The 24,190-nt window shown below is 65.7% G+C and carries 18 protein-coding genes; 12 read left to right on the forward strand and 6 right to left on the reverse strand.

Annotation, left to right across the window (positions count from 1 at the left end; genetic code table 11):
- The first annotated feature begins 22 nt into the window (after positions 1–22).
- From HZF03_RS23540 to HZF03_RS23570, 7 genes are all read left to right on the forward strand, one after another.
- Complete coding sequence (locus HZF03_RS23540) at positions 23–520, forward strand: MarR family winged helix-turn-helix transcriptional regulator (protein WP_012497805.1); 498 nt, start codon at positions 23–25, stop codon at positions 518–520.
- A 170-nt stretch (positions 521–690) separates the two neighbouring features.
- Positions 691–2,115 carry a caspase family protein gene (locus HZF03_RS23545; RefSeq protein ID WP_119020023.1) on the forward strand — a complete coding sequence of 475 codons (1,425 nt, stop codon included), beginning with the start codon at positions 691–693 and terminating at the stop codon, positions 2,113–2,115.
- A gap of 104 nt (positions 2,116–2,219) precedes the next feature.
- On the forward strand, positions 2,220–2,870 hold the full coding sequence (locus tag HZF03_RS23550; protein ID WP_119020024.1) for an OmpA family protein: 651 nt from the start codon (positions 2,220–2,222) through the stop codon (positions 2,868–2,870).
- Positions 2,871–3,029: 159 nt separating this feature from the next.
- The gene (locus HZF03_RS23555; protein WP_011160211.1) at positions 3,030–3,917 is read left to right on the forward strand and encodes an efflux RND transporter periplasmic adaptor subunit; all 888 of its coding nucleotides are present in this window, start codon (positions 3,030–3,032) and stop codon (positions 3,915–3,917) included.
- A complete protein-coding gene (locus HZF03_RS23560; RefSeq protein WP_119020025.1) occupies positions 3,917–7,063 on the forward strand; it encodes an efflux RND transporter permease subunit in 3,147 nt (1,048 codons plus the stop codon). The genes HZF03_RS23555 and HZF03_RS23560 overlap by 1 nt, the downstream gene beginning before the upstream one ends.
- A 41-nt stretch (positions 7,064–7,104) precedes the next feature.
- Entirely contained in the window at positions 7,105–8,916 is a 1,812-nt protein-coding gene (locus HZF03_RS23565; protein WP_119020026.1) for an AsmA family protein, read from the forward strand.
- 81 nt (positions 8,917–8,997) lie between these two features.
- Positions 8,998–9,894 (forward strand): efflux RND transporter periplasmic adaptor subunit, encoded by an 897-nt coding sequence (locus tag HZF03_RS23570; RefSeq protein ID WP_119020027.1) that lies wholly within the window; start codon positions 8,998–9,000, stop codon positions 9,892–9,894.
- Between the two features lie 61 nt (positions 9,895–9,955).
- Here HZF03_RS23570 and HZF03_RS23575 read toward each other — a convergent pair whose 3' ends face one another.
- Positions 9,956–10,210 carry a superinfection immunity protein gene (locus HZF03_RS23575; protein ID WP_011160215.1) on the reverse strand — a complete coding sequence of 85 codons (255 nt, stop codon included), beginning with the start codon at positions 10,208–10,210 and terminating at the stop codon, positions 9,956–9,958.
- A gap of 556 nt (positions 10,211–10,766) precedes the next feature.
- On the opposite strand from HZF03_RS23575, the gene HZF03_RS23580 reads away from it, so the two are divergent.
- Positions 10,767–12,446 carry a methyl-accepting chemotaxis protein gene (locus HZF03_RS23580; RefSeq protein ID WP_011160216.1) on the forward strand — a complete coding sequence of 560 codons (1,680 nt, stop codon included), beginning with the start codon at positions 10,767–10,769 and terminating at the stop codon, positions 12,444–12,446.
- Between the two features lie 41 nt (positions 12,447–12,487).
- Here the strand turns inward: HZF03_RS23580 and HZF03_RS23585 are convergent, their stop codons facing one another.
- On the reverse strand, positions 12,488–14,125 hold the full coding sequence (locus HZF03_RS23585) for a lysine--tRNA ligase (protein WP_119020028.1): 1,638 nt from the start codon (positions 14,123–14,125) through the stop codon (positions 12,488–12,490).
- A 33-nt stretch (positions 14,126–14,158) separates the two neighbouring features.
- The gene (locus tag HZF03_RS23590; RefSeq protein ID WP_234832339.1) at positions 14,159–15,079 is read right to left on the reverse strand and encodes a transporter substrate-binding domain-containing protein; all 921 of its coding nucleotides are present in this window, start codon (positions 15,077–15,079) and stop codon (positions 14,159–14,161) included.
- A 76-nt stretch (positions 15,080–15,155) separates the two neighbouring features.
- Between HZF03_RS23590 and HZF03_RS23595 the strand changes: the two genes are divergently transcribed.
- Positions 15,156–17,207 (forward strand): glycosyltransferase family 2 protein, encoded by a 2,052-nt coding sequence (locus HZF03_RS23595; RefSeq protein WP_119020030.1) that lies wholly within the window; start codon positions 15,156–15,158, stop codon positions 17,205–17,207.
- 1 nt (position 17,208) lies between these two features.
- On the opposite strand, the gene HZF03_RS23600 is transcribed toward HZF03_RS23595, so the two are convergent.
- Positions 17,209–17,808, reverse strand: coding sequence for an SCO family protein (locus HZF03_RS23600; RefSeq protein ID WP_119020031.1), 600 nt, complete (start codon positions 17,806–17,808; stop codon positions 17,209–17,211).
- Positions 17,809–17,983: 175 nt separating this feature from the next.
- A complete protein-coding gene (locus HZF03_RS23605; protein WP_011160221.1) occupies positions 17,984–18,442 on the reverse strand; it encodes a hypothetical protein in 459 nt (152 codons plus the stop codon).
- A gap of 723 nt (positions 18,443–19,165) precedes the next feature.
- Between HZF03_RS23605 and HZF03_RS23610 the strand changes: the two genes are divergently transcribed.
- Positions 19,166–21,136, forward strand: a complete 1,971-nt coding sequence (locus HZF03_RS23610) for a methyl-accepting chemotaxis protein (RefSeq protein WP_119020032.1) — start codon at positions 19,166–19,168, stop codon at positions 21,134–21,136.
- 148 nt (positions 21,137–21,284) lie between these two features.
- Positions 21,285–21,662, forward strand: coding sequence for a hypothetical protein (locus tag HZF03_RS23615; protein ID WP_107346226.1), 378 nt, complete (start codon positions 21,285–21,287; stop codon positions 21,660–21,662).
- 190 nt (positions 21,663–21,852) lie between these two features.
- On the opposite strand, the gene HZF03_RS23620 is transcribed toward HZF03_RS23615, so the two are convergent.
- On the reverse strand, positions 21,853–23,016 hold the full coding sequence (locus tag HZF03_RS23620; protein ID WP_119020033.1) for an NADH:flavin oxidoreductase/NADH oxidase: 1,164 nt from the start codon (positions 23,014–23,016) through the stop codon (positions 21,853–21,855).
- Between the two features lie 298 nt (positions 23,017–23,314).
- On the opposite strand from HZF03_RS23620, the gene HZF03_RS23625 reads away from it, so the two are divergent.
- Positions 23,315–24,181 (forward strand): tripartite tricarboxylate transporter substrate binding protein, encoded by an 867-nt coding sequence (locus tag HZF03_RS23625; protein WP_234832340.1) that lies wholly within the window; start codon positions 23,315–23,317, stop codon positions 24,179–24,181.
- Positions 24,182–24,190 lie beyond the last annotated feature (9 nt).

Genomic DNA, 24,190 nt, shown 5'->3' on the forward strand with positions numbered 1-24,190 from the left:
CAACCCGGCCTCGGAGTTTTTTTTGACGAAGCTCGATTTGTTCTCGTTCGTGCCGTTCCAGCTCAACCGGCTGGCCGCGGAAGTCAGCGCCGCGCTCTCGGAGGAGTATCAGCAGCGCTACGGGCTGGATATTCCCGGATGGCGCATTCTCGCCACGCTCGGTTTCCGCAACGACGCCTGCACGGCGCAGTTCATTGCGCAGTGCACACGCACGCACAAATCGACCATCAGTCGTGCGGTGACTGGCCTGTTGGAGCGCGAACTGATCGAACGCGTCGAAAACGAGGACGATCGCCGCGAGTTTCGGCTGCGTCTGACCAAGAAAGGCCGCTGCCTGTATCACGAGCTGGTGCCGCGGCTGAAACGGAAGGAACAGGAGATCCTGTCCTGCCTGTCGTCGCGGGAGCGTGACCAACTGGCGACTGCTCTCGGCAAGATCGAGCGGCATCTGAACCTGATCCAGGCCAGCCACGACCACTCCGAGACGGCGCCGACAAAGGTGGCGGCTTCGGTTGGATAGCCCTCCCCGGGTCCACGGGTCGCGATCCGTAAATACCGGACTGCTACAACGATCGGAGGCGACACCGGGGATGATTGACAGGCGCGACGACGGCGGGGTGAGATGCGGTGCACAAAGACTGAGTTGATCGCCTCGCCCACGCAGCCCCAGCTCTGCAGGCCCCGCATCGCATGAAGATCCATCTCGGTTTGGTCGTGCTTCTACTCGCCGCGATGATCGCAGCGCCTCGCTCCCATGCGGCAGATAGTTCGGCGCCGCGGGTCGCGCTGGTGATCGGCAACAGTAAATATCCGGATGCCGACAAGCCGCTGAGTCAGTCGGTCAGTGATGCCCGCGAGCTCGCCGATGACCTGAAGCGCGCCGGCTTCGATGCAGAACTCGGCGAGGACCTGAGCGGCGATGCGATGCGGCGCGCGTTCGACCGACTGTATCAGCGGACCAAGCCCGGCGCAGCCGCACTGGTGTTCTTCAGCGGCTTCGGCATCCAGTCGGGCCGGCAGAGCTATCTGATCCCGGTCGATGCGCAGATCTGGACAGAGCCTGACGTACGGCGCGACGGCATCGCGCTCGAGACTGTTCTCAATGAGCTGAATAGTCGCGGCGCATCGGTCAAGATCGCGCTGATCGACGCCTCCCGGCGCAATCCTTTCGAGCGACGCTTCCGCAGTTTCTCCGCCGGCCTCGCCCCGGTGATCGCGCCGAGCGGCTCGCTGGTGATGTATGCCGCCGCGCTGAGCGCTGTCGTCACCGACAATGACAGCGCCCGTAGCCCGTTCGTCACGGCGTTGCGCGAGGAAATCCGCGCGGCCGGACGATCCGCCGAGGAGGCGTTCAATCGCACCCGGACCGCCGTCACCCGCGCCTCGCGCGGCGAGCAGGTGCCGTGGATCTCGTCATCGCTCGCCGAGGACTTTGTGTTCACCCCCGGTGCCAAGGCAGACAAGCCTGCCGTCGCCGAGCCTGCGAAACAGCCCGCAGCCCCCGCCCCGGCGGAGAGCGCAAAACCACCGACGGCGCCGCCCGAAACCAAGCCGCCACAGGCCGCGGAAGCGAAGCCTTCCACCAGCCGTGACGACGACAAACTGGTGCTGGCGCTCGCGAGCGATCCAACGGTGAAATCGCTGACCGCTCAGATTGCGGACAAACCGTCCGACGGCAATGCGTATTACCGGCGCGGTCAGGTCTATGCCAGCAAGGGCGCGTACCGGTCGGCGATCAAGGACTTCAACGAGGCGATCCGGCTGAACGGCAAGGATGTCGAAGCCTACAACAACCGCTGCTGGGTCCGGACCGTGATCGGCGAACTCGAGCCCGCACTGGCCGACTGCGATCAGGCGCTGCAGCTCCGGCCGAACTTCGTCGATGCGCTGGATAGCCGCGGGCTGTTGCATCTGAAGAGCGGCCGCGACAAGGCCGCGATCGCCGATTTCGACGCCGCGCTCAAGGTCAATCCACGACTGACCTCGTCGCTGTACGGCCGCGGGCTGGCGCGCAAACGGATCGGGCTCGCCTCCGAAGGCGAAATCGACCTGACCACCGCCAAAAAGCTCGATCCCAACATCGGCAAGGAGTTCTCCGGCTACGGCGTGCAGTAGGGCTTTGAACCTGCTGCCGCGATGGCGCGACGATCAGGGACCAGAATGATGCGAGGCAGATCCTTCACCAGCGAAGCGACCGCCGGATCGCAGGAGGACAAATCATGACCTGGAGGTCCGCAGCCCTACACCGCGCCAAGGTCGGCGCACTCATCCTGGCACTCGGCGCGGCATCCCCGTTCGGTGCCGCAACGGCCGGCGAGGTGACGTCGGACCAGATCGTGCGGGCGCTGACGCCGAACAAGCCGCTCACCCGCAGCCTGTCGGCCGCGCAGCCGGCCGCCGCGACGGGCGATCCGACCCAGGCCAAGTTCGTCGACAGCCTGCGCAACCGTCCAACCCGGTCCCTGTCCTCCGGCGAGCGGACCCAGATCGCCGAGATCACCAAGGACAAGCCGAACATCGATCTCGAAATCACCTTCGAGTACAACTCCGCCAATATCAGCCGGCAGGCGGCAGCGGCCGTCGAAGCGCTTGGCAAGGCGCTGTCCAATCCCGATCTGAAAGGCGGGACCTTCGTGGTCGCCGGCCATACCGACAGCGTCGGCAGCGACAGCTTCAATCAGGACCTGTCGGAACGCCGCGCCGACACCATCAAGCGCGTGCTGGTCGAGAAGTACGGCATTGCGGGCGACGACCTCGTCACTGTCGGTTATGGCGAGAGCCGGCTGAAAGATCCGGCGCATCCCGATAGCGGCATCAATCGCCGGGTGCAGGTGGTCAACATGTCCGACCAGAGCGCCGCGGCCAAATGAGCAGCGCTCCAACCGATCCCTACCTTGCTTCAAGGCGTTCCGTTCCCCGGGGCGCCTTCGCTGTTTTGTCACTATTGGTCGGTGTATAGAGGGGCCCGGCGCGCCCGCGCGTGAAACCGGACTAACGCCAGGCCTATCGAAAGTTCGCCGAGTACCAAGATGATCAATGCGTGGATCCGCCCGAACCTGTCGCCGGCACGCGCTGCGATCGCCGCAAGCCTGCTTTGTGGCCTGGTCACGATGGCCCGCGCGGATCAGCCCGCCGGCAATGCCGGCGTGCAGGTCGTCGTCGCCAAAGCCACCAGCGCCTGCTTCTCCGACAAGGTTCGGGTTACCGGCTTCGTGGTGCCGCGCAAGGAAGCGGTGGTGATCGCCGACAGTGACGGCCGTGTCACCGACGTACTGGTGCGCGAGGGCGATGTCGTCACCGATAATCAGGATCTCGTTCGAGTAACCGGTCCCGGCGGCAACAGGACGCTGAAAGCACCGGCCGCGGGCCTGATCACCGAAGTGCGGACTATCGCCGGTGCACCGGCTTCGCCGCTCGCCGGACCGATGCTGCGGATCGCGGTCGGCAACGAACTCGAAGTCGATGCCGAAGTGCCAAGCATTCACGCCCTCAAGGTCGGCCCCGGTGCCTCCGCGCGGATCAGCCGCGACGACGGCACCGAACTCACCGGCACGGTGCGGCTCGCTGCACCACAGATCGACCGCAAGACTCAATTCGGCCAGGTGCGGATCGCACTCGCTGCGTCACCCGCCCTGAAAGTCGGCATGTTCGTGCGCGTCACCATCGATGCGCGGCGGAGCTGCGGCGTCGCGATCCCGCGCTCGGCAATCGATCACTCGACCGTGCAGGTGGTGAAGGACAACGTCGTCGAAACCCGCTCGGTCAAGGTCGGCCTGACCTCCGATCATGCGATCGAGGTTATCGACGGGGTCCGCGAAGGCGAGATCGTGGTCGCCGACGCCGGCACTTCGCTGCACGACGGCGACCGCATCAAGCCGATCTTCACCGACGATTCCGAGCGATCGAAAGCGCGCTGATGGGCCTCAACGTTTCCTCCTGGTCGATCCGGCACCCGCTGCCCTCGATCGTGTTCTCGATCATTCTGCTGGCGCTGGGCTGGATCAGCTTCACCAAGCTGGCGGTGACGCGACTGCCGAGCGCCGACATCCCGGTGATCTCGGTCGCGGTGTCGCAGTTCGGCGCGGCGCCGGCCGAGCTGGAAGCGCAGGTCACCAAGACCATCGAGGACGGCGTCTCCGGCGTCGAAGGCGTCCGCCACATCGCCTCGTCGATCACCGACGGCTTGTCGGTGACGACGATCCAGTTCGCGCTGGAAACCAACACCGAGCGCGCGCTCAACGACGTCAAGGATGCGGTGACGCGAGTCCGCGCCAACCTGCCGCAGAACATCAACGAACCACTGATCCAGCGTGTCGACGTGATCGGGCTGCCGATCGTCACCTATGCGGCGATCTCGCCCGGCAAGACGCCAGAACAGCTCTCCTGGTTCGTCGACGACGTCGTCAAGCGCGCGCTGCAGGGCGTGCGCGGCGTCGCCCAGGTCGAGCGGATCGGCGGTGTCGAGCGCGAGATCCTGGTATCGCTCGATCCGGACCGGCTGCGCGCTGCGGGACTGACCGCGCTCGACGTGTCGCGGCGGCTGCGCGGCACCAATGTCGATCTCGCCGGCGGCCGCGCCGAGATCGGCAACAACGATCAGGCGATCCGCACGCTCGCCGGCGCCCGGACGCTCAACGACCTTGCCGGCACCATGATCAGCCTGAATGCCGGCGGCGAGGTGCGGCTCGACGATCTCGGCACCGTCACCGACACCATCGCGGCGCGCCACACCTTCGCGCGCTTCAACGGCGAGCCGGTGGTGGCGCTCGGCATCAAGCGCTCCAAAGGCGCCAGCGACGTCGTGGTCGCCGAGGCGGTGCAGAAGCGGATCGATGCACTGAAGGCGCAGTATCCCGATGTCGAGCTGAAGCTGATCGACACCTCGGTTGACTACACCAAAGGCAATTACGAGGCGGCGATCTCGACCCTGTTCGAGGGCGCGATCCTCGCCGTGATCGTGGTGTTCCTGTTCCTGCGCGACTTCCGCGCCACCGTGATCGCCGCGATCTCGCTGCCGCTGTCGATCTTCCCGGCGTTCTGGGCGATGGACATGCTGGGGTTTTCGCTGAACCTGGTCAGCTTCCTCGCAATTACCCTGTCGACCGGCATCCTGGTCGACGACGCCATCGTCGAGATCGAGAACATCGTCCGCCACATGCGGATGGGCAAATCGCCCTATCAGGCGGCGATCGAGGCCGCCGACGAGATCGGCCTCGCGGTGATCGCGATCTCGCTGACCATCATCGCGATCTTTGCACCCGCCAGCTTCATGTCGGGCATCGCCGGACAGTTCTTCAAGCAGTTCGGCATCACCGTTTCGGTGCAGGTGTTCTTCTCGCTGCTGGCGGCGCGGTTCGTGACCCCGGTGCTGGCGGCGTATTTCCTCAAAGACCATCCGCACGTCGAGAAGCCGCCGGGCCGGGTGCTGCGGACCTACACCCGCATCGTCACCTGGTCGGTGCAGCATTATTACATCACGGTGCTGATCGGGCTCGGCATCTTCGCCGCGTCGATCTGGAGCATCGTGCTGCTGCCCCAGGGCTTCCTGCCGGCGCAGGACACCGCGCGCTCGGTGCTGGCGATGCAGCTGCCGCCCGGCACCCAGATCGGCACCACCGAAAAAACCACCGAGGCGATCGTCAAGCTGCTGCGTGAGCGGCCCGAGGTGAAAAGCGTATTCGTCGATGGCGGCCGGGTGCCGCCCGGCATCCAGGAAGTGCGCCGCGCCTCGCTGATCATCAACTACACGCCGAAGCACGACCGCTCGATCACCCAGCGCGAACTCGAGCACGTGATCAGTAAGCAGCTCGATCAGGTGCCGGACATCCGCTACTGGTTCCTCGATGAGAACGGCCTGCGCGCGATCTCGCTGGTGGTGACCGGCGACGACAGCGCCGTGGTCGACAACGTCGCCCAGGAACTCGCCTCGCAGATGAAGCGGATTCCGCTGATCTCCAACGTGATTTCGGAGACCGCGCTGGATCGGCCCGAACTGCGGATTCGCCCCCGCGCCGATCTCGCCGCCCGGCTCGGCGTCTCGACCGAGAGCCTGTCCGAGACCATCCGCGTTGCGACCATCGGCGATGTCGGCCCGGCGCTCGCCAAATTCGACGCCGGCGACCGGCTGGTGCCGATCCGGGTGCAGCTCGAAGATTCGGCACGCGGCGAGCTCGCCACGCTCGAACAACTTCAGGTGCCGATCTATGGCGGCCGCGGCGCGGTGCCGCTGTCGGTCGTCGCCGACGTCAAATTCGATCAGGGCCCGACCAGCATCAATCGCTACGACCGTCTGCGCCAGGCCACCGTCGCGGCCGACCTCGTCGGCAATGCCGCGCTGGGCGATGCCACCAAGCAGATCAACGACCTGCCGGTGATGAAGTCGCTGCCGAAGGGCGTCAAAGTCAGCCCCTCGGGCGATGCGGAGAACCTCGCCGAGCTGTCGGACGGCTTCGCCACCGCGATCAGCGGCGGCCTGATGATGGTATATGCGGTGCTGGTGCTGCTGTTCGGCACCTTCCTGCAGCCGATCACCATCCTGTTCTCGCTGCCGCTGTCGATCGGCGGTGCGATCGGCGCGCTGCTGCTGACCGGCAAGCAGCTCACCACGCCGGTGTGGATCGGCATATTGATGCTGATGGGCATCGTCACCAAGAATGCCATCATGCTGATCGAATTCGCCATGGAGGCGATGCGCGAGGGCAAGAGCCGTGACGCGGCGATCATCGACGCCGGCCAGAAGCGCGCCCGTCCGATCGTGATGACGACGATCGCGATGGTGGCCGGCATGACGCCGAGCGCGCTGGCATTCGGCGCCGGCGGCGAATTCCGCTCGCCGATGGCGCTGGCGGTGATCGGCGGCCTGATCTTCTCCACGGTGCTGTCGCTGATCTTCGTGCCCGCGGTATTCATGATGATGGATGACGTCGGCCGCGGCTTCTGGGTGGTCGGCAAGCGACTGCTGAGCGGCAGTGCGCGCGCCGCGACCGAAGCCGTGACGGCGACGCCCTCGGCCAGCGCCGAGCCGGCGCCGCCTGCCAAAAAACCGTCGTTCTGGCGCGGCTAGGTCGGCGGATCAACGAGCAGCCGGATGTGTAAGGAGCCAAAATGAAGCCGATCAGGATCGCAGGCGCCATTGCGGCTCTGCTCCTCGTCGCAGCCACGCTGCTGATCGCGATCGGGATTCCGGCCGGCGCCCTGACCGGCGCGATCCAGAGCCGGATCGAGCGCGACACCGGCTATCGGGTGACGATCGCCGGGACCGGCACCGTCCGGCTGTTTCCGGCAGTCGCGCTCACCTTGCACGATGTCAGTGCGGAACTACCGGGCGGCCGCACCACCGATCCGCGCCTGAAGATCGCCACTGTCCGCGCCGAACTGCCGCTGACCAGCCTGATCTCGGCGACGCCGCGGCTCACCGAACTGACCCTGATCAGTCCTGAACTACACCTGCCGCTGCTGCGCCAGCGCGACGAAGCCGGCGCCACGCCGGCGCGCAAAGGCAGCGCGGAGCTCGCCGACATCGAACGCATCGTGGTTCAGGACGGCGTCGTAGTGATGACCAGCACGGCCGACAACATCGAACGCCGCATTGCCGGCATTCAGGCCGACATCGAACGTGAGGACGCCGACGGGCCGATCACCGCCAGCGGATCGGCCACGCTCGGCCGCTCGCCGCTGTCGTTCGAACTCACCACCACGCCGCCGGCGGATGACAAGCAGCCGATGCTGGTCGATCTCACGCTCGATGCGCCGGGGCTGCTGACGTCGCGGCTCAGCGCCAAGGCGGAAGCGCGGCTGCGCGGCACCACGTTCGCGGTCAACGGCATCAGCGGCAAGCTGGGCGACGCGCCGTTCAATGGCTGGGCCTCCGTAGATGTCACCGGCAAGCCGGTGGTCAAGCTCGACCTCGATTTCCAGCGGCTGGACCTCATCGCTATCACCCGAACCGCGCCTCCCGGCTCACCGTGGAGCGAAACGCCACTCGATCTCGCCGGCCTCAACTACGTCGACGCCGACGTGCGGCTGTCCGCCACCGAACTGCACATCGGTGCTGCTCGGATTGCACCGGCTTCGGCCGACGCCAAGCTTTCCGGCGGGGTGCTGTCGGTGCAAGCCAGCCGTCTCGCCGCCTATGGCGGGCAAGCGACCGGAAAGCTGGCGATTGACGCCTCCGGAGCCGTCCCCGCTTTCGATCTGCAGGGCGACCTCAGCGACGTTCATGCGCTGCCGCTGCTCGACGGCCTCGCCGATTTCGAGCGGCTCGATGGGCGGCTGCAGGCGAAGCTGGCACTGCGCAGCAGTGGCGGCAGCGCGCGCGCGATCGCCTCCAACCTGAACGGCAGTGCTGCGGTCGGGCTTCGCGACGGCGCGATCCACGGCATCGATGTCGTCCGGATGATCCGCAATCTGACCGCCCACACCCAGGACGGCTGGCAGATCGCTCCGACCGACGCCACAGATCTCAGCGAATTCGCAGCCTCGTTCCGGATCGCCCAGGGCAAGGCCGAGACCTCCGATCTCAAGCTTGCCGGTCCGCTGGTGCGGATGACTGGGGCCGGAGCTATCGACCTGCCGACCAAAACACTGGCGCTCAAGGTTGAGCCCAAGCTGGTGCTGACGACACAAGGACAGAGCGCGTTGGAGCGAAGTGTTGCGCCCGCCCCGGAGCCGATCGGCTTCGGCATTCCGGTCAGGATCGAGGGCCCGTGGATCGCACCTCGCATCTTCCCCGACATCGCCGGCGTGCTCGACGATCCGGATAAGGCGTATCAGCGCCTGCGCGAAGTCGGCAGCGGCCTGTTCGGCCTGCTCGGCAGCAGCCGCGACGATCGCAACAACTCAGGCGGCTCCGACCGCTCTGACGGCGACAGCGGTGCGGCGGTGAACGCGATCATCAAGCAGCTATTCGGACGGTGACGATCGATGCGAACCGGCAAGATCACGACCAGCGGGAAGCGTGTGAGCGCCGCCTGGATGGCATCGGGACGAGGATCCACCATGACCAGGCTGACCGCTGATCCTCTCCGTTTGGGGTCTGATCTTCAGCGTGCAACGCTGCTGGCGCTGGCGATCAGCTGCGCGCTGGCATCTCCGGTCCGAGCGCAGGGAAGCGAAGCGGCCGCCCAGACAGTCACAGTATTTCCCGCCGCCAAGGCCTGCTTTCCGGCGGTGGTCGAGGTCTCCGGATTCCTGATCCCCCGCGACGAGGTCTCGGTTCGCCCGGACCGACCGGGCGCCAAGATCAGCGACGTGCTGGTCGAGCCCGGTGAGACGGTCACCCAAGGCCAAGCCCTGGCGAAGCTCGACGGCGGCAGCACGGTGCAGGCGCCGGTTGCCGGCCTCGTATCCGCTTCGACAGCGTTGATCGGCGCCCCGGCGTCGCCGAAGGGCGAAGCGCTGTTCACCATCGTCACCCGCGGCGAGTTCGATCTGGTCGGACAGGTGCCGACCCGCGACATGCCGCGGCTGTCGGTCGGCCAGACCGCCACCGTGAAGGTGGTCGGCGACAAGAGCGAGATGCAAGGCAAGGTCCGCCGCGTGTCCGCCACGGTGGAGCCGAAGACCCAGCTCGGCAACGTGTTCGTCGGTATCAGCTCGGACAAACGCCTGCTCGCCAACGCCTCCGGCCGCGCCACCATCAAGACCGGCGAGAGCTGCAACATCTCGGTGCCGCTCACCGCGGTGATCTACAACCCGGTCGGCACCATCGTGCAGGTGGTGCGGCGGCAGGTGGTCGAAACCCGCCGAGTCGAGATCGGCCTGATGAACGGCGGCAACGTCGAGATTCGCGAGGGCCTGAAGGAAGGCGACATCGTGGTCGAACGCGCCGGTGCACTGCTCCGCGAAGGCGATGCGGTGCGCCCGGTGCTGGCCGCCGGCGCCTCGGCGAAATAACACCGAGACGCCTGGCTGCTTTAGCCGTGACCGATCCGCTGTAGCGAGTTACGGCGACGAGCTATCGGACCAGGGACAAGCGAGGCTGCGGCGCCCGCTCCTTGTCGGCGAACACCGCATAATACAGCGCGTAGGCCCAACCGATCCCGGTCCAGCCGAGCAACAGGTTGCCGACGTAGAGACCCCATTTGTATTCGACGTTGCGCGCAAACGCGATCAGCATCGGCAGGCAGTACAGCGCAGCAGCAATGAGATACATCGACCACACGATCGCCGGCATATTGGCGTCGTAGGGCAGTCCAGCCAGAGCAGACATTGTCTTCCTCCATGAGACCTGATGAGAAACGGCACTGTCTTTCCCTTTGGAGCTGACGAGCAAACTAACGGGGCCGTTCAAGCGGGCCCCGACGAGGGATTATCGTTGCGTCGACTGTGCGAAAGACGCACCGCAGCAAACTTTGTTTGAAATCAAAAGCACACCACCGAAGACTGCGGCACTTCAACGCGGCGACGGGTGGCGACACGACGTCGAGGCCGGCGATAGGTATCAGCAGGCCATTCGCGACTGGTATCAGGAATAACGCCGACGGAATTGCCCGTCGCCCGAGGAAACACAGCGAACAGCCGCCCCCGGCCCGCTCTGGTCACGCCACCTCGTCCACGCGACTGAAATCAATGGCGAGAGACGCGGCTACGTAATTCACTCAGTACAGCCACCTCATGGACAGCCGCCGATTGGTAGTCCCACGAGTAACATTAGTCGTGCACCGTGAGGTATTTAGGATCTCGTCCATTGAACCGGACGCTGCTCCGGGATTCCCAAGATCGCCCGCGGGTGAGTGATTCATACGGCTTCGACCTGAGAGGCTTAGATGCGACTTTCAATCACCCGGGCGGTTCTTCTGTTCGGCCTCATCATCGGCTCCGGCCTCACAGCGATCTTCGGCGCCAGCTTGTATGGCCTCTCTCAGCTCAAGGTCGGCGGACCGCTGTATGAGCAGATCAAGCTCGGCAACGATCTGGTGGCCGACATCCTGCCGCCGCCCGCCTATGTGATCGAAGCCTATCTGGAGGCGACGCTGGCGCTGGAAGACCCCGGCTCCTTGGCGCTTCACCGCGAGCGGCTCGGCCGCCTCAAGAAGGAGTACCAGGAACGTCACGCCTTCTGGAGCAAGGCGCCACTCGAGCCCGCCATCAAGGCCCGGCTGATCGATGATTCCGACCGCGAGGTGCAGAAATTCTGGCGCATCGTGGATGCAAGCCTGCTTCCGGCGATCGAGGCCAAGGACCCGGACACCTCGATGCAGGCCTACAAGGATCTGACCGCCGCCTACACGGCGCATCGCGCGATCATCGACGATATCGTCAAGCGCACCAACGATCTCAACGCCGCCACCGAAGCCGCAACCGCCGTCCGCGTCACGGACCTGAATTATCTGCTGTGGGGCGTGTCCGGCACGGTGTTCCTGCTGTTCGTGGCCGGGCTGACGGCGATCGTCAAAGGGGTGATCGTGCCGATCACCGGGATGACTGAGGTGATGCGGCGGCTGGCGAGCGGGGATCGGGCCGTTGCTATTCCGGCGATCGAACGCGGCGACGAGGTCGGCGCGATGGCGCGGGCCGTTCAGGTGTTCAAGGATAACGCGCTGCGGGTCGAAGCCATGGAGTCCGAGCAGGGCATCAAGGCGCGAGCCGACGCCGACCGCCGCACCGAGATGCACAAGATGGCCGACGATCTCGACCGCGCCATCGGCCGCATCGTGCAGACCGTGACCTCCACCTCCACCGAAATGGAGGCTGCCGCGCGACAGCTCGAGGGTGCGGCCGAGACGACGCAGCGGCTGGTGACCACGGTGGCTGCGGCCTCGCAACAATCCACCGCGACCGCGCAATCCGCCTCGGCCTCCTGCAACGAGGTGGCCTCGTCGGCCTCGCAGATCGGTCAACAGGTCCGACAGTCGCAGAACATCTCGCAGGCCGCCGTCCGGCAGGCGCAGGAAACCAACGCGCGGATCGCCGAGCTGTCGAAGGCGGCCGGACGCATCGGCGATGTGGTGGATCTGATCAACGCGGTCGCCTCGCAGACCAACCTGCTGGCGCTCAACGCCACCATCGAGGCGGCGCGAGCCGGCGAGGCAGGCAGGGGCTTTGCGGTCGTCGCCGCGGAGGTGAAGGCGCTGGCGGCGCAGACCGCGCGCGCCACCGACGAGATCACCGAGCAGATCTCCCAGATGAAAGCTGCGACGGAATCCTCGGTGTCGGCGATCGAAGCGATCGGCAACACCATCCTGCAGATCTCGGAGATTTCGGATTCGACCGCTTCGGCCGTCGATCACCAGGGCGCCGCGATGCGGGAGATCGCCAGCACGGTGCGGCAGTCGGCGGATGCTGCGACCGAGGTCTCAGGGACGATCGGCGCGGTCCGCGACGGCGCCCAGAACACCGGCGCGGCCTCCACCCATGTGCACGATCTCGCCGCCGCGCTGCTGGCGGAAAGCCGCCATCTCAAGACCGAGGTCGATCGGTTCTCGGCCGCGGTGCGGGCCGCCTGATCGACACGGCGCGGCGCTGTTTGGCGCCGCGCCGGGCAGCCTTACGCGCTGCGCGCCAGCGCGCCGTCGATCATCGACACCGCATTGCCGACGCCATAGACGGCGACGAACGAGCCGAACCGCGGCCCCTTCTCCTGGCCGAGCAGCACTTGGTACAGCATGTTGAACCAGTCGAGCGACACGCCCGGCTTGCCGTCCTTGGCGGTCTTCTTGTGATCGAGGAACGGCTCGCGGCGGCCGATCTCGTACACTACGTCCTGGATCGCCTCGGCGGTCGCATCCGCCGGCAGCTGTGACAGCGCATCGCGCAGATCCTGCAGCGCGGCGCGCTCGGCGTCGGTCGGATCGCGGAACACCTTGGTGGGCGCCACGAAGTCGCGGTAGTAATTGATCGCGTAACCGACCATCGCGTCGAGCTTGGGATGGCTCTGCGGCGTCACGCCCGGCCGGTAGCGACCGATGAAGCCCCACAGCGTATCGGCGTTCTCGGCATTGGACGACGACACCAGCGTCAACAGCAGCTGGAACGTCACCGGCATGTCGGCCTGCGGCGGATTGCCGGAATGGATGTGCCAGACCGGATTGGCGAGCCGCTGCTTCAGATCCTGCCGCGCGTAGCCATCGAGGAACTGCTGATACTCGTCGACATTGCGCGGGATCACGTCGAAATACAGCCGCTTCGCGGCCTTCGGTTCGCGATACATGAACAGCGACAGCGATTCCGGCGATGCGTAGCGCAGCCACTCCTCGATCGTCAGGCCGTTGCCCTTCGACTTCGAGATTTTCTGGCCCTTGTCGTCGAGGAACAGCTCGTAGTTGAAGCCTTCCGGCGGCGTGCCGCCGATCGCCTGGGCGATCTTGCCGGACAGCTTCACGGAATCGATCAGGTCCTTGCCGGCCATTTCGTAGTCGACGCCGAGCGCGGTCCAACGCATCGCCCAGTCCGGCTTCCATTGCAGCTTGCAGTGGCCGCCGGTGACCGGAACGGTGATGCGTTCATTGGTTTCCGGATCATCGTACGAAATCGTGCCGGCCTTGACGTCGTGCGCGACGATCGGCACCTGCAGCACCACGCCGGTGCGCGGGCAAATGGGGAGGAACGGCGAATAGCTGGCGGCGCGCTCCTCGCGCAAGCTCGGCAGCATGATCGCCATCACCTTCTCGAGCCGCTCCAGCACCTTCAGCAGCGTCGCGTCGAACCGGCCCGACTTGTAGTACTCGGTCGCTGAGGCGAACTCGTAGTCGAAACCGAAGGTGTCGAGGAAGGCGCGCAGCCGCGCGTTGTTGTGGGCGCCGAACGAATCATGGGTGCCGAACGGATCCGGCACGCTGGTCAGCGACTTGCCGAGATTCTTCTCCAGCAGCTCCTTGTTCGGCACGTTGTCCGGCACCTTGCGCAGGCCGTCCATATCGTCCGAGAACGCCAGCAGCTTGGTCTTGATCTTGTCGTCGGTCAGCACGCGGAAGGCATAGCGCACCATCGTGGTACGCGCGACCTCGCCGAACGTGCCGATATGCGGCAGGCCCGAGGGACCATAGCCGGTCTCGAACAGCACCTCCTCCTTCGGATGCTTTTTCAGCCGGTTCACCAGCGCGCGCGCCTGCTCGAACGGCCAGGCGTTGGATTGTTCGGCGAGGGTGCGCAGCTCGGAAGCGCTCGGAAGGTCGATCGTCGTCATTCAGGTCTCCAGCCGCCCTTGAAGGCGGGTCTTTCAAAACGGGCTGACGGAAAAATACCGGAGCCACAAGTCGGTGTACTGGCCCTTTTCCCAAACCCGGAACAGCGCCCAATTCAGCGCCTGGCGCAACGTGTCGTTGCCCTTGCGCACCGCGATGCCGACGCCCTCGCCGAAATAGCGGCTCTCCAGGAACGGGGCGCCGGAGAACGCGCAGCAATTCTCCGAGTCGGTGCCGTTGATCCAGAACGCCAGCGAGATCGCGTCGCCGAAGATGAAGTCGACTTCGCCCCGCTTCAGCGCGGCACGCAGCGCCTCGGCATTCGGATAGGAATGCAGCTCGGCGTCGGTGAACATCGCCTTCAGATAGGCCTCATGCGCCGAGCCTGCGACCGCGCCGACCTTGCGGCCTTCGAGAAACTCAGGACGCATCTCCGGCATCACCGCATCCTTGCGGGCGACGAAGCGCGCGGGCGTGCGGTAATAGGGATCGGTAAAGTCCAGCTTGGTGCGGGTCTGCGGCGTCACCGCCAGCGACGCGATGATGGCATCGCCGCGATTGCTGGCGAGCGCGTCGAGCAGGGTCTCGAACTTCCGCATCTGCACCGTGCAGGTGATCTTGATCTCGTCGCACAGCGCGCGCGCCAGATCGACGTTGAACCCCGCCGGATTGCCGTCGGCCCCGGTGAAGTTGAACGGCGGATAATCGATCTCGGTCAGGAACCGGATCATGGTCAGGCGCGACATGTCGGGCCGCTCCGGACGCCGCCGCGGATCCCAAAACCCCGGCACCGCATGCGCCGTCGCATCCGCGATCGCCTTCGCCTCGGGCGCGGTCTCCGCAGCCCGCGCGGCGACAGGCATCAGCAGCGTGGTCGCGGCGAGCGCCAGCACCGCCACGGCTGCGCGCCAGCCGGCCGGTCGGCCATTGATCAACATCGCAATCTGTGGTTGCATAATTAGGGGTTCCGCACCGGCGGTCTTATAGACCATCCGACGCGAGACGCGAGTATCGTTTGCGTAAGAGCGTGCCATGGTCCTAACCGACCGCGCCGGACTGCACGAGACGATGACCGACGGGGGCGGCGATGATGAGGCAATTGCCCCATCGCCCGGGCCGCCCCGCTTTCTCGCCGCTTGGCCTTCCCCGGTCAGCAACGACAATCATCAGGGCGATGAGTGGTGCGAGGCTCGGGACAGCCAATCCGAAGCGATCGCAGCGCCGGAGCTGGATTGCCTACGCGGCGTGCTGGCGCCGGCACTGCTGCACGCCGCCGCCGAACGGGCCAAAGACCTCGACATCGGAGCAGACCGCGTCCTGATCCAACAGGGTCTGATCGATGAGGAAGCTTATCTCCGCTATCTCACCCGCTGGCTTCGCCTCGGTTTCGAAGACTTCGGCGAGTTCTGCCGCACCGACTGTCCGCTGGAAGACGCGCAGATCCCCTCCGCCACTGCGACCGGAATCGTGCCGCTCCGGGTCGATGACGAATTGGTCTGGGTGGTGGCGCCGCGGCGCCTTGCGAGCCATCGGCTGTGCGGGCTGCTGGACGACTATCCGGACACACGCCCGCGGCTACGATTAGCCTCTGCGGCGACACTGGAGACCTTTGTGGCGCGGCAGGGCGACCGCGCGCTGGCCAACATCGCCAGCGCCGATCTGCACCAGCGCCATCCGATGCTGTCGGCGGCACCACGCAAGGCCGGACCGATATGGCGGCAACGCCTCAGGCGCGGAGCCTGCGTGGCGGCCCTGCTCGCCCTGCCGTTCTTCCCTGATCCCGACGTCACGACGACGCTGCTGGCGGCCTGGTTCATCGGCTTTGCCGGATTGCGCCTGCTGGCCTGCTTGTGGCCGCGCCCGACCTTGCCACCGTCGCCGCGAAAGCCGGACGCAAAGCTCCCGACCTATACGGTGGTGGCGGCGCTGTATCGCGAAGCCGACTCGGTGGGGCCGCTGGTCGAAGCCCTCGAAGCGCTCGACTACCCGCGCGAGAAGCTCGACCTGATCCTGGTGATCGAGCCCGACGACCTCGCCACCCGCGCGGCGCTGGCCCGGATCAAGCGGCGACCCCATCTGCGGGTGCTGATCGCACCCGCAGTCGAGCCCCGAACCAAGCCGAAGGCGCTGAACTACGCGCTCGCCTTCGCGCGCGGCAGTTTCATTGCGGTGTACGACGCCGAAGATCGGCCCGATCCCGACCAGTTGCGGGCGGCGCTGGCGGCGTTCGACGCCACCGGCCGGAAGACGGCCTGCGTGCAGGCCAGCCTGTGCATCGACAACCTCACCCATAGCTGGCTGTCACGCACGTTCCTGGCCGAATATGCCGGTCAGTTCGATCTGTTTCTGCCGGGCCTTGCGGCGCTCGGCCTGCCGCTGCCGCTTGGCGGCACCTCGAACCATTTCCGCACCGAGGTGCTGCGAGGCATCGGCGGCTGGGATCCGCACAACGTCACCGAAGACGCCGATCTCGGCTTCCGGCTCGCCCGGTTCGGCCACCGCTGCGTCACCATCCCCTCGACCACCTACGAAGAGGCGCCGATCGCCTTTCGCAATTGGCTGCCGCAGCGGGCGCGCTGGATGAAGGGCTGGATCCAGACCTGGGAGGTGCATATGCGGCACCCGATCCGGCTGTGGCGCGAGATCGGCTGGCGTGGCGTGGTCGGCCTCAACCTGGTGGTCGGCGGCAACGTGCTGTCGGCCCTCGCCTATCCGCTGCTGGTGCTGCTCGCCGTGATGTCGGCGGCAGACTGGGCGGATCTGGTGCCGGTCTGGCTCGACGGCTGGCTGGAGCCCGCGGCGCCGAGCGCGCTGCACTGGCTCACAATCGCATCCGGCGTTGCATCGACATTGGTGGTCGGCTTGCTCGGCCTCGCCCGGCGGCGGCAATTGCGGCACGCCGGGGCGTTGGCGCTGACGCCGCTCTATTGGCTGTGCCTATCGGTGGCGGCGTGGCGCGCGCTGGCGCAATTCGTCTGGTGTCCGTACCGCTGGGACAAGACTCAGCACGGCGTTGCCCGCCGTCCACATCCACTCGCGCCGAAACCGAAAGCCCGGCGGCAGCGATGGCGACTCTCGGCCTAAGCTACAGATACCGCTTCAGATCGGCCGCAGCCTCTTCGGGCTTGCGCTTGATGTTGAACGGCGAGACGAAATTGCCCGACTTGTCCATCAGATAGATCAGCGCGGTGTGATCCATGGTGTAGTCGCCGTCCTTCAGCGGAACCTTCTTGGCATAGACCCGGTAGGCCTTCTCGATCTTCTCGGTGGCCTCCGGTGTGCCGACCAGCCCCCTCAGATTCGGATCGAAGCTCGACAGATAGTCCTTCATCGACTGCGGGGTGTCGCGCTCGGGATCCACCGAAACGAAATACGCATTGATGCGGTCGGCATCGGGGCCCATCGCGCCGAGCACCTGCGACAGTTCGAACAGCGAGGTCGGGCAGACGTCCGGGCAGCGGGTGAAGCCGAAGAAGATCAGGGTCGGCTTACCCTTCATACTCTGTTCGGTGATGACCTGGCCGTTCTGGTCGGTCAGGCGGAACGCACCACCGATCGTCGCCGGTGCCGAGATCTTCTGCAGACCGCCAAGCAGCCACAGCACGACCACGAGGCCCACAATCAGGCTGCCGGCAAACGCAGCGATCACGACTAGCGGGCGGATGGATTTGGCTTGTGCAGACATCGGCAGACACCTCGCAACCTTCGGAGCGGCCGTTTTGGCGCTATTTCAGCCCGGCCGCTGCGATGTGCGGCACTCGCCGCACGGTTGCCCCCAATAGAGCCAGCGGCGGCGGCCGGCAAGCCGCGACGCCGTCGCATCGATCACGTGATCAGGAGGATGGCGTGCGGCCCCGCAATCAGCGGCCGGCCTGAGCCTGCGCATCCATGTAACAGGGCCGATACATCGACATCAGCTGCTTGCCGCGCAGGAAGATCATGTGACGGGTCAAGCCGCCGCGCTTGGCAATCCAGCGGCGAATGCTGGTCGGGTACATCGTGTACAGCATCTGCGTGGCTTCGGTATTGGTGATGACGTTGCCGTTGGAGCCGAGATCCCAGGCGGCATGGAAGCCGAGATTGGCTCGGGAAGTGACGCAGATCTTATCGTGCGGGACCGCACCGAGCACGATGGTGCAGGCCGAGGCGCACAGGCCGTCGATCATCACGGTTTCGCCGGAGCTGCGCAGCGACTGGTAGCGGTCCACATAGGTTCCGATCCGGCCGCCGCGATCGTCGGCGATTCGCACCATCGCCTGGCTCGACGCCACGCCGGCGACCAGCAGCATGGCCGCGAGCATCCCCGTGATCAGTCTCATGGCTCCCCCAACGATCCCCGCCGCGAGGTCGCAGACCGTGCGCCCTCGAAGCAGCGTCAGGGTGATTTCCGATCAAGGCTTTGTCCAGATCGACGGCCAGCCACGGACCAATTTCAAATCGAGTGTTGCCCGCAGGATGCACTGCGGCTCGCGAGGTCCCAAACTGAAACAGGACGGTTCGGCAGGCGGCGGAGAAACGTCAAATCGGTTCCATGACAGATGCCCGGCGGCATCGCACTCGATGGCCGGACACAAGCCGCGTGAGCGAGGACCGTGACCAGACGCGGCACGCGCGAGATGGGCTGACGTGCGGCACGACGGCCAATCCAGACGGGCGCAGTTTCTTTCACCTGCACAAGAAGAACGGGCCGGATCGGCCCCCCGCGCCTTTGTTAGTAATCGACGGCTTCCTGTCCGGCATCTGCATGAAGCTCTTTGACGCCGTCATCGGATTGTCGCCCCCGTTTTGCGAAAGCTTCGCGACAACTAATCATTCGATCCGGATAAGTACCAGGTTTTCTGCCCTGCGAGAGATCTTAAGGCAAACTTAGCACCGCATCGTCCAAGCTTAGTTATTACGTCACGATTCGAATCTGGAGCCTCATCGGACGAGCGGTCGAGTGCGCCGCGCAGATTGCTCAGTGTTTGTGCAGATTGCCCCGCCAACACGCACCCGCGACACCACAGGTCATCACCAAGCGAATCGAAACCTCGGGATCTACCATGTCTCTTCGTCTCGGCCTCACGTCCAAGATCAATTCCATCGCTCTGGTCGGCATCATCGGCGTTCTCGCCTTTGGCGCGCTGTACTTGATCGGGACATCTTCACAGGATGCAGCGAGGCTAATCGACGACCGTGCCCGCGCACTCGGCGACAGCAACGCCAAATTGCAGATCGCGCTACTGGAACAGCGCCGCGCCGAAAAGAACTTCATGCTGCGTAAGGACGAGCAGTATCTCGGCATGTTTCAGCAGAGCGGCCGGGTCGCAACCGAGATGCTCGCCGATTTGATCCGGCAGACCGAGGCGGCCGGTCAGACCGAACTGACCCGCAGTTTGAAGTCGGTGCAAGACGGCTTCGAGAACTACCAAAGCCAATTCGGCAGGTTCGCCGACGCCACCGTGAAGCTCGGGCTCAAGGAGGACCTTGGACTCGAAGGCAGCCTGCGAGCTTCGGTACACGGTGTCGAAAAATCGATCAGCAGCTTCGACTCGCCGGCCCTGATGGTGCAGATGCTGATGATGCGCCGGCACGAGAAGGACTTCATGCTCCGCCGTCATCCGAAATACGGCGAGGCGATGAAGAAGCAATCCGCCGAATTCGCCAAGCTGCTCGCCGCATCGGATCTGCCGCAGACGGCCAAGACCGAGATCACACAAAAGCTCGACGCCTATCAGCGCGATTTCTCAGCCTGGATGGAGAATGCGTTGGCGCTTGATCGTGCCGAGAAAGACATGGTGACGACCTATCGGGCGCTGCAGCCCGCGCTCGACGAGCTCTCCAGCACGGTGCGTCAGCAGGCGGAGCTCGCCAAGACGATGGCCGCTACCGCGCGGCAGGCCACCGAGCAGCGCATGCAGATCGCGATCATCGCCATCATCCTGACCGTGATGGTGCTCGGCATCTCGATCGCGCGGTCGATCACCAAGCCGCTCAGCGGGCTGAACGCCGGCATCCGCCGCCTCGGCGACGGCGAACTCGACCTGGTGCTCCCGGGTCTGCAACGAACCGACGAGATCGGCGACATGGCGCGCGCGGTGGAGTCCTGCAAGCTGAAGGCCGAGGAGCGCGCCGCAGCAGAAGCCGCCGCCAAGGCGGATCAGGACCGGCTGGCCGCGCAGCAGCGCAAGGGCGAGATGATCGCGCTCGCCGCCAAATTCGAAGACGCGGTCGGCGAGATCGTCGAGACCGTGTCATCGGCCTCGACCGAGCTGGAAGCGTCGGCAACCACCCTGACCTCGACCGCCGATCACGCCCAGCAGTTCACCACACTGGTCGCCGCCGCCTCCGAGGAGGCGTCCACCAATGTGCAATCGGTGGCGTCAGCCAGCGAAGAGATGGCATCCTCGGTCAACGAGATCAGCCGCCAGGTCCAGGAGTCGGCGCGGATCGCCAGCGAAGCGGTCACGCAAGCACAGGTCACCAACGAGCGCGTCAGCCACCTGTCCGAAGCCGCATCGCGGATCGGCGACGTGGTCGAGCTGATCAACACCATCGCGGCGCAAACCAACCTGCTGGCGCTCAATGCTACGATCGAGGCAGCGCGCGCCGGCGAAGCCGGCCGCGGCTTCGCCGTGGTGGCGGCGGAGGTGAAGCAGCTCGCCGAACAGACCGCCAAGGCCACCGACCAGATCAGCCAGCAGGTCGGCGGCATCCAGAGCGCCACCGACCAATCAGTGAGCGCGATCCGGCAGATCGGCGAAACCATCGCGCGGATGTCGGAGATCGCCGCGACGATCGCGTCCGCGGTGGAAGAACAGGGCGCCGCGACCCAGGAGATCTCACGCAACGTCCACCATGCCGCCGAAGGTGCGCACCAGGTCTCGGTGAACATCGTCGAGGTCCAGCGCGGCGCCTCGGCGACCGGCTCGGCTTCGGCGCAGGTGCTGTCCGCGGCGCAGTCGCTGGCGCACGACAGCACCCGGCTGAAGGACGAAGTCGTCAGCTTCCTCCGAACAGTGCGGGCAGCGTAGTCCGCGGCGGGCGGCTTATTGATGACCAAGTGGTTACCACGGCGCGCCGTTAATGATCTTCGTAAAGGTTGATTCTGCTCGATCGTTGACGGACGTCGTGATCACAACCAAACATGCGGCGATATTTCATTGGCGCTGAGGATCGTCCATGTCTCGCTTGTCCGCCGCTTTGCTCGCTTCCGCCGTCGTCGCTGGCGCGGCCGTTGCGCTGCCGACCGCAGCCTCCGCTTGTTACGGCTGCGCCCCGCCGCCGTGCTACACCTGCTATCAGCAGCAATACGTTGCTCCGGAGTACCGCACCGTCGAGGAAACGGTGATGGTCAACCCGGGCCGCGTCGTCGCCCACCGCGTTCCGCCGCAGTATCGCACCGTGATGGTGCCGAAGACCGTGATGGTCTCTCCTGGCGGCGTCGAATACGAGCGCATTCCGCCGCAATACGCCACCCGCGAACGCGTCGAGATGGTGTCGCCGGGCTACAGCTACTACGCGCCGGTTCGCCCGCGCTGCGGCGGCTGCGGCTGGTAACGGCTCGTTAACGTCGTAGGATGGGCTGAGCTCCTGCGAAGCCCATCTTGAGACGTCGAACGGTTCGATGGGTTTCGCTTGCGCTCAACCCATCCGGCCGCCCCCGCATCTTCGTCGCGCTTCGAACGGATTCGTCATGGCCGGGCTTCGTCCCGGCCATCCGCGTTTTTCGGACGGCGCGGCTGATCTCTCAGCTTCGCCGGAACGGCAGCTTCGGCCCGTCGAGCTTGCGCAAGCCCGACTCGCGGCGCTCCAACCACCAGCCATATTGCTTCGGCCAGTCGGCGAACGCCTCGTCGCCCTCGGTGAGTTCGAGCTGCGCGTGCAGCGCCCAGTTCGGATCGAACAGCGCCTCGCGGCCGATCGCGATCAGATCGGCTTGGCCCTGCTCGACGATCTTCTCGGCCTGATCCGGATGGATGATCAGCCCGACCGCGATGGTCGGGATTTCGGCCTCGGTCCGGATGGCCTCGGCGAACGGCACCTGGAAGCCGTAGCCGCGCGGAATCCGGTTGGCGGTCGCCGAGCCGAGCAGTCCGCCCGACGAGCAATCGATGATGTCGGCACCGCGGGCCTTGGCCTCGCGCGCGAACACCACCGAGTCGGAAAGCTCAATGCCGCCGTCAACGCCGTCGACCGACGATACCCGGATCGCGAGCGGCAGCGTGTCGGGCCAGGCGGCACGCACCGTCTCGATCACCTCCAGCGGAAACCGCATCCGCCCGGCGCGGTCCGCGCCGTAGGCGTCGGTGCGCTTGTTCGACAGCGGCGACAGGAACGAGTGCAGCAGGTAGCCGTGGGCGCAGTGCACTTCGAGCATCTCGAACCCGGCTTCGACCGCCCGCAGCGTCGCACTGCGCCAAGCCTCGAGCAGATGATCGAGATCGTCGTCGGTCAGTTCCTGCGGCGTCAACCAGCCTTCGTCCATCGGGATCGGGCTCGGCGCGACGATCTCCCACGGCTGGTCGCCGCGTGCGATGTCCTCCGCGGTCAGCGCCGCATTGCCATACCAAGGCCGCTGCATGCTCGCCTTGCGGCCGGCGTGGGCAAGCTGAATAGCCGGCACCGCACCGTTGTCGCGCAGGAAGGCGGCGATCCGCTCCAGCGGCCGGATCTGGTCGTCGTTCCACAACCCGAGATCGCCATGGGTGATGCGGCCATTGGCGGTCACCGCGGTCGCTTCGACCATCACTATGCCGGTGCCGCCCTGAGCGAATTTGCCGAGATGCACCAGGTGCCAGTCGTTGGCCACGCCATCGACCGCGGAATACTGGCACATCGGCGAGATCAGGATGCGGTTCTTGGTGGTGATGCCACGCAGGGTGAACGGGCGAAACAGCGGCGGCTGTGACATCGGGACTCCACAACGTTCCTCGGAAAGACTTCTTCAGTCGGGTGGAGAGCTCGGCGCAGGCGCCGGCCCCCTCCCGTTCGTTACGCACGATTCTGACGGTCCCGCCGCGTCAGGTCAATTGCAGCGGTCGCTGTGAAATCTGAATCATTTGGACTATCGTCGCGCCATGAGCTTGATCCGACGCATTGTTTTGTCTCGCCGGGCCGTCCTGACCACAGCCGCCGCAGCCTTGGCGGCGGCGAGGATTCCATCGTCCGCGCGAGCCCAGGGCCTGTACCCGACCCGGCCGGTTCGGATCGTGCTACCGTTCGCGGCCGGCGGTGTCGCCGACATTACGGCCCGCCTGATCGCGGATCAGCTCGGCACCAAGCTCGGCCAGCGCTTCTATGTCGAGAACCAGCCGGGCGCTGGCGGCATCGCCGCGGCGCGCACCGTGATCTCATCACCACCGGACGGCACGACGCTGGCACTGTTGTCGAACGGCACCGCGATCAGCGTGTCGCTGTTCAAGAAGCTGCCGTTCGATCCGGTGAAGGATTTCGCGCCGATTTCCAGCCTCGGCACCTTCGACTTCCTGTTCGCCGTCCGCGCCGAGTCCAAGTTCAAGACGCTGGAAGAGGTGATCAAGGCGGCGAAGCAGAAGCCGGGCGCGCTCAATGTCGGCACCATCAACACCGGCAGCACGCAGAACCTCGCCGCAGCGTTGTTCAAGACCGCGGCCGGCGTCGACTTCGTGATCGTTCCGTTTCGCGGAACGCCAGAGGCGCTGGTGGCGCTGCTGCAGGACAGCGTTGACCTGACGATCGACAGCTATTCGGCGCTGAAGGGCAACCTCGCCGACGGCAAGATCCGGGCGCTGGCGGCGACCGGGCCGCTGCGCTCGAAGATCACGCCCGATATTCCGACGCTACGCGAGAGCGGCATCGAGGCCAGCATCGAATCCTGGAACGGATTGTTCGCGCCGGCCGGTACGCCGCCCGCGGTGATCGGCGCGCTGAACACGGCGCTGCAGGAGATCCTCGCCGATCCGGCACTCAAGAAGAAGATGCTTGAACTCGGCATCGACGCCAAACCGTCGACACCGGATCAATTGGCGGCACGGCTGCGCGCCGACATTGAGAAATGGCGCGCCGTGATCGAGCAGTCCGGCATCGAGCGGCAATAGCGGCGGGCT

Source organism: Rhodopseudomonas palustris, assembly GCF_013415845.1.
Lineage (GTDB): Bacteria > Pseudomonadota > Alphaproteobacteria > Rhizobiales > Xanthobacteraceae > Rhodopseudomonas > Rhodopseudomonas palustris_F.

Excerpts from the sequence above, each read along its gene's own strand:
- HZF03_RS23610 (WP_119020032.1), top strand. The coding sequence starts at position 19,166 with ATGTCTCTTCGTCTCGGCCTCACGTCCAAGATCAATTCCATCGCTCTG.
- HZF03_RS23600 (WP_119020031.1), bottom strand. The coding sequence starts at position 17,808 with ATGTCTGCACAAGCCAAATCCATCCGCCCGCTAGTCGTGATCGCTGCG.
- HZF03_RS23570 (WP_119020027.1), top strand. The coding sequence starts at position 8,998 with ATGACCAGGCTGACCGCTGATCCTCTCCGTTTGGGGTCTGATCTTCAG.
- HZF03_RS23585 (WP_119020028.1), bottom strand. The coding sequence starts at position 14,125 with ATGACGACGATCGACCTTCCGAGCGCTTCCGAGCTGCGCACCCTCGCC.
- HZF03_RS23605 (WP_011160221.1), bottom strand. The coding sequence starts at position 18,442 with ATGAGACTGATCACGGGGATGCTCGCGGCCATGCTGCTGGTCGCCGGC.
- HZF03_RS23545 (WP_119020023.1), top strand. The coding sequence starts at position 691 with ATGAAGATCCATCTCGGTTTGGTCGTGCTTCTACTCGCCGCGATGATC.
- HZF03_RS23560 (WP_119020025.1), top strand. The coding sequence starts at position 3,917 with ATGGGCCTCAACGTTTCCTCCTGGTCGATCCGGCACCCGCTGCCCTCG.
- HZF03_RS23620 (WP_119020033.1), bottom strand. The coding sequence starts at position 23,016 with ATGTCACAGCCGCCGCTGTTTCGCCCGTTCACCCTGCGTGGCATCACC.
- HZF03_RS23555 (WP_011160211.1), top strand. The coding sequence starts at position 3,030 with ATGATCAATGCGTGGATCCGCCCGAACCTGTCGCCGGCACGCGCTGCG.
- HZF03_RS23565 (WP_119020026.1), top strand. The coding sequence starts at position 7,105 with ATGAAGCCGATCAGGATCGCAGGCGCCATTGCGGCTCTGCTCCTCGTC.
- HZF03_RS23575 (WP_011160215.1), bottom strand. The coding sequence starts at position 10,210 with ATGTCTGCTCTGGCTGGACTGCCCTACGACGCCAATATGCCGGCGATC.
- HZF03_RS23580 (WP_011160216.1), top strand. The coding sequence starts at position 10,767 with ATGCGACTTTCAATCACCCGGGCGGTTCTTCTGTTCGGCCTCATCATC.
- HZF03_RS23615 (WP_107346226.1), top strand. The coding sequence starts at position 21,285 with ATGTCTCGCTTGTCCGCCGCTTTGCTCGCTTCCGCCGTCGTCGCTGGC.
- HZF03_RS23595 (WP_119020030.1), top strand. The coding sequence starts at position 15,156 with ATGGTCCTAACCGACCGCGCCGGACTGCACGAGACGATGACCGACGGG.
- HZF03_RS23590 (WP_234832339.1), bottom strand. The coding sequence starts at position 15,079 with ATGCAACCACAGATTGCGATGTTGATCAATGGCCGACCGGCCGGCTGG.
- HZF03_RS23550 (WP_119020024.1), top strand. The coding sequence starts at position 2,220 with ATGACCTGGAGGTCCGCAGCCCTACACCGCGCCAAGGTCGGCGCACTC.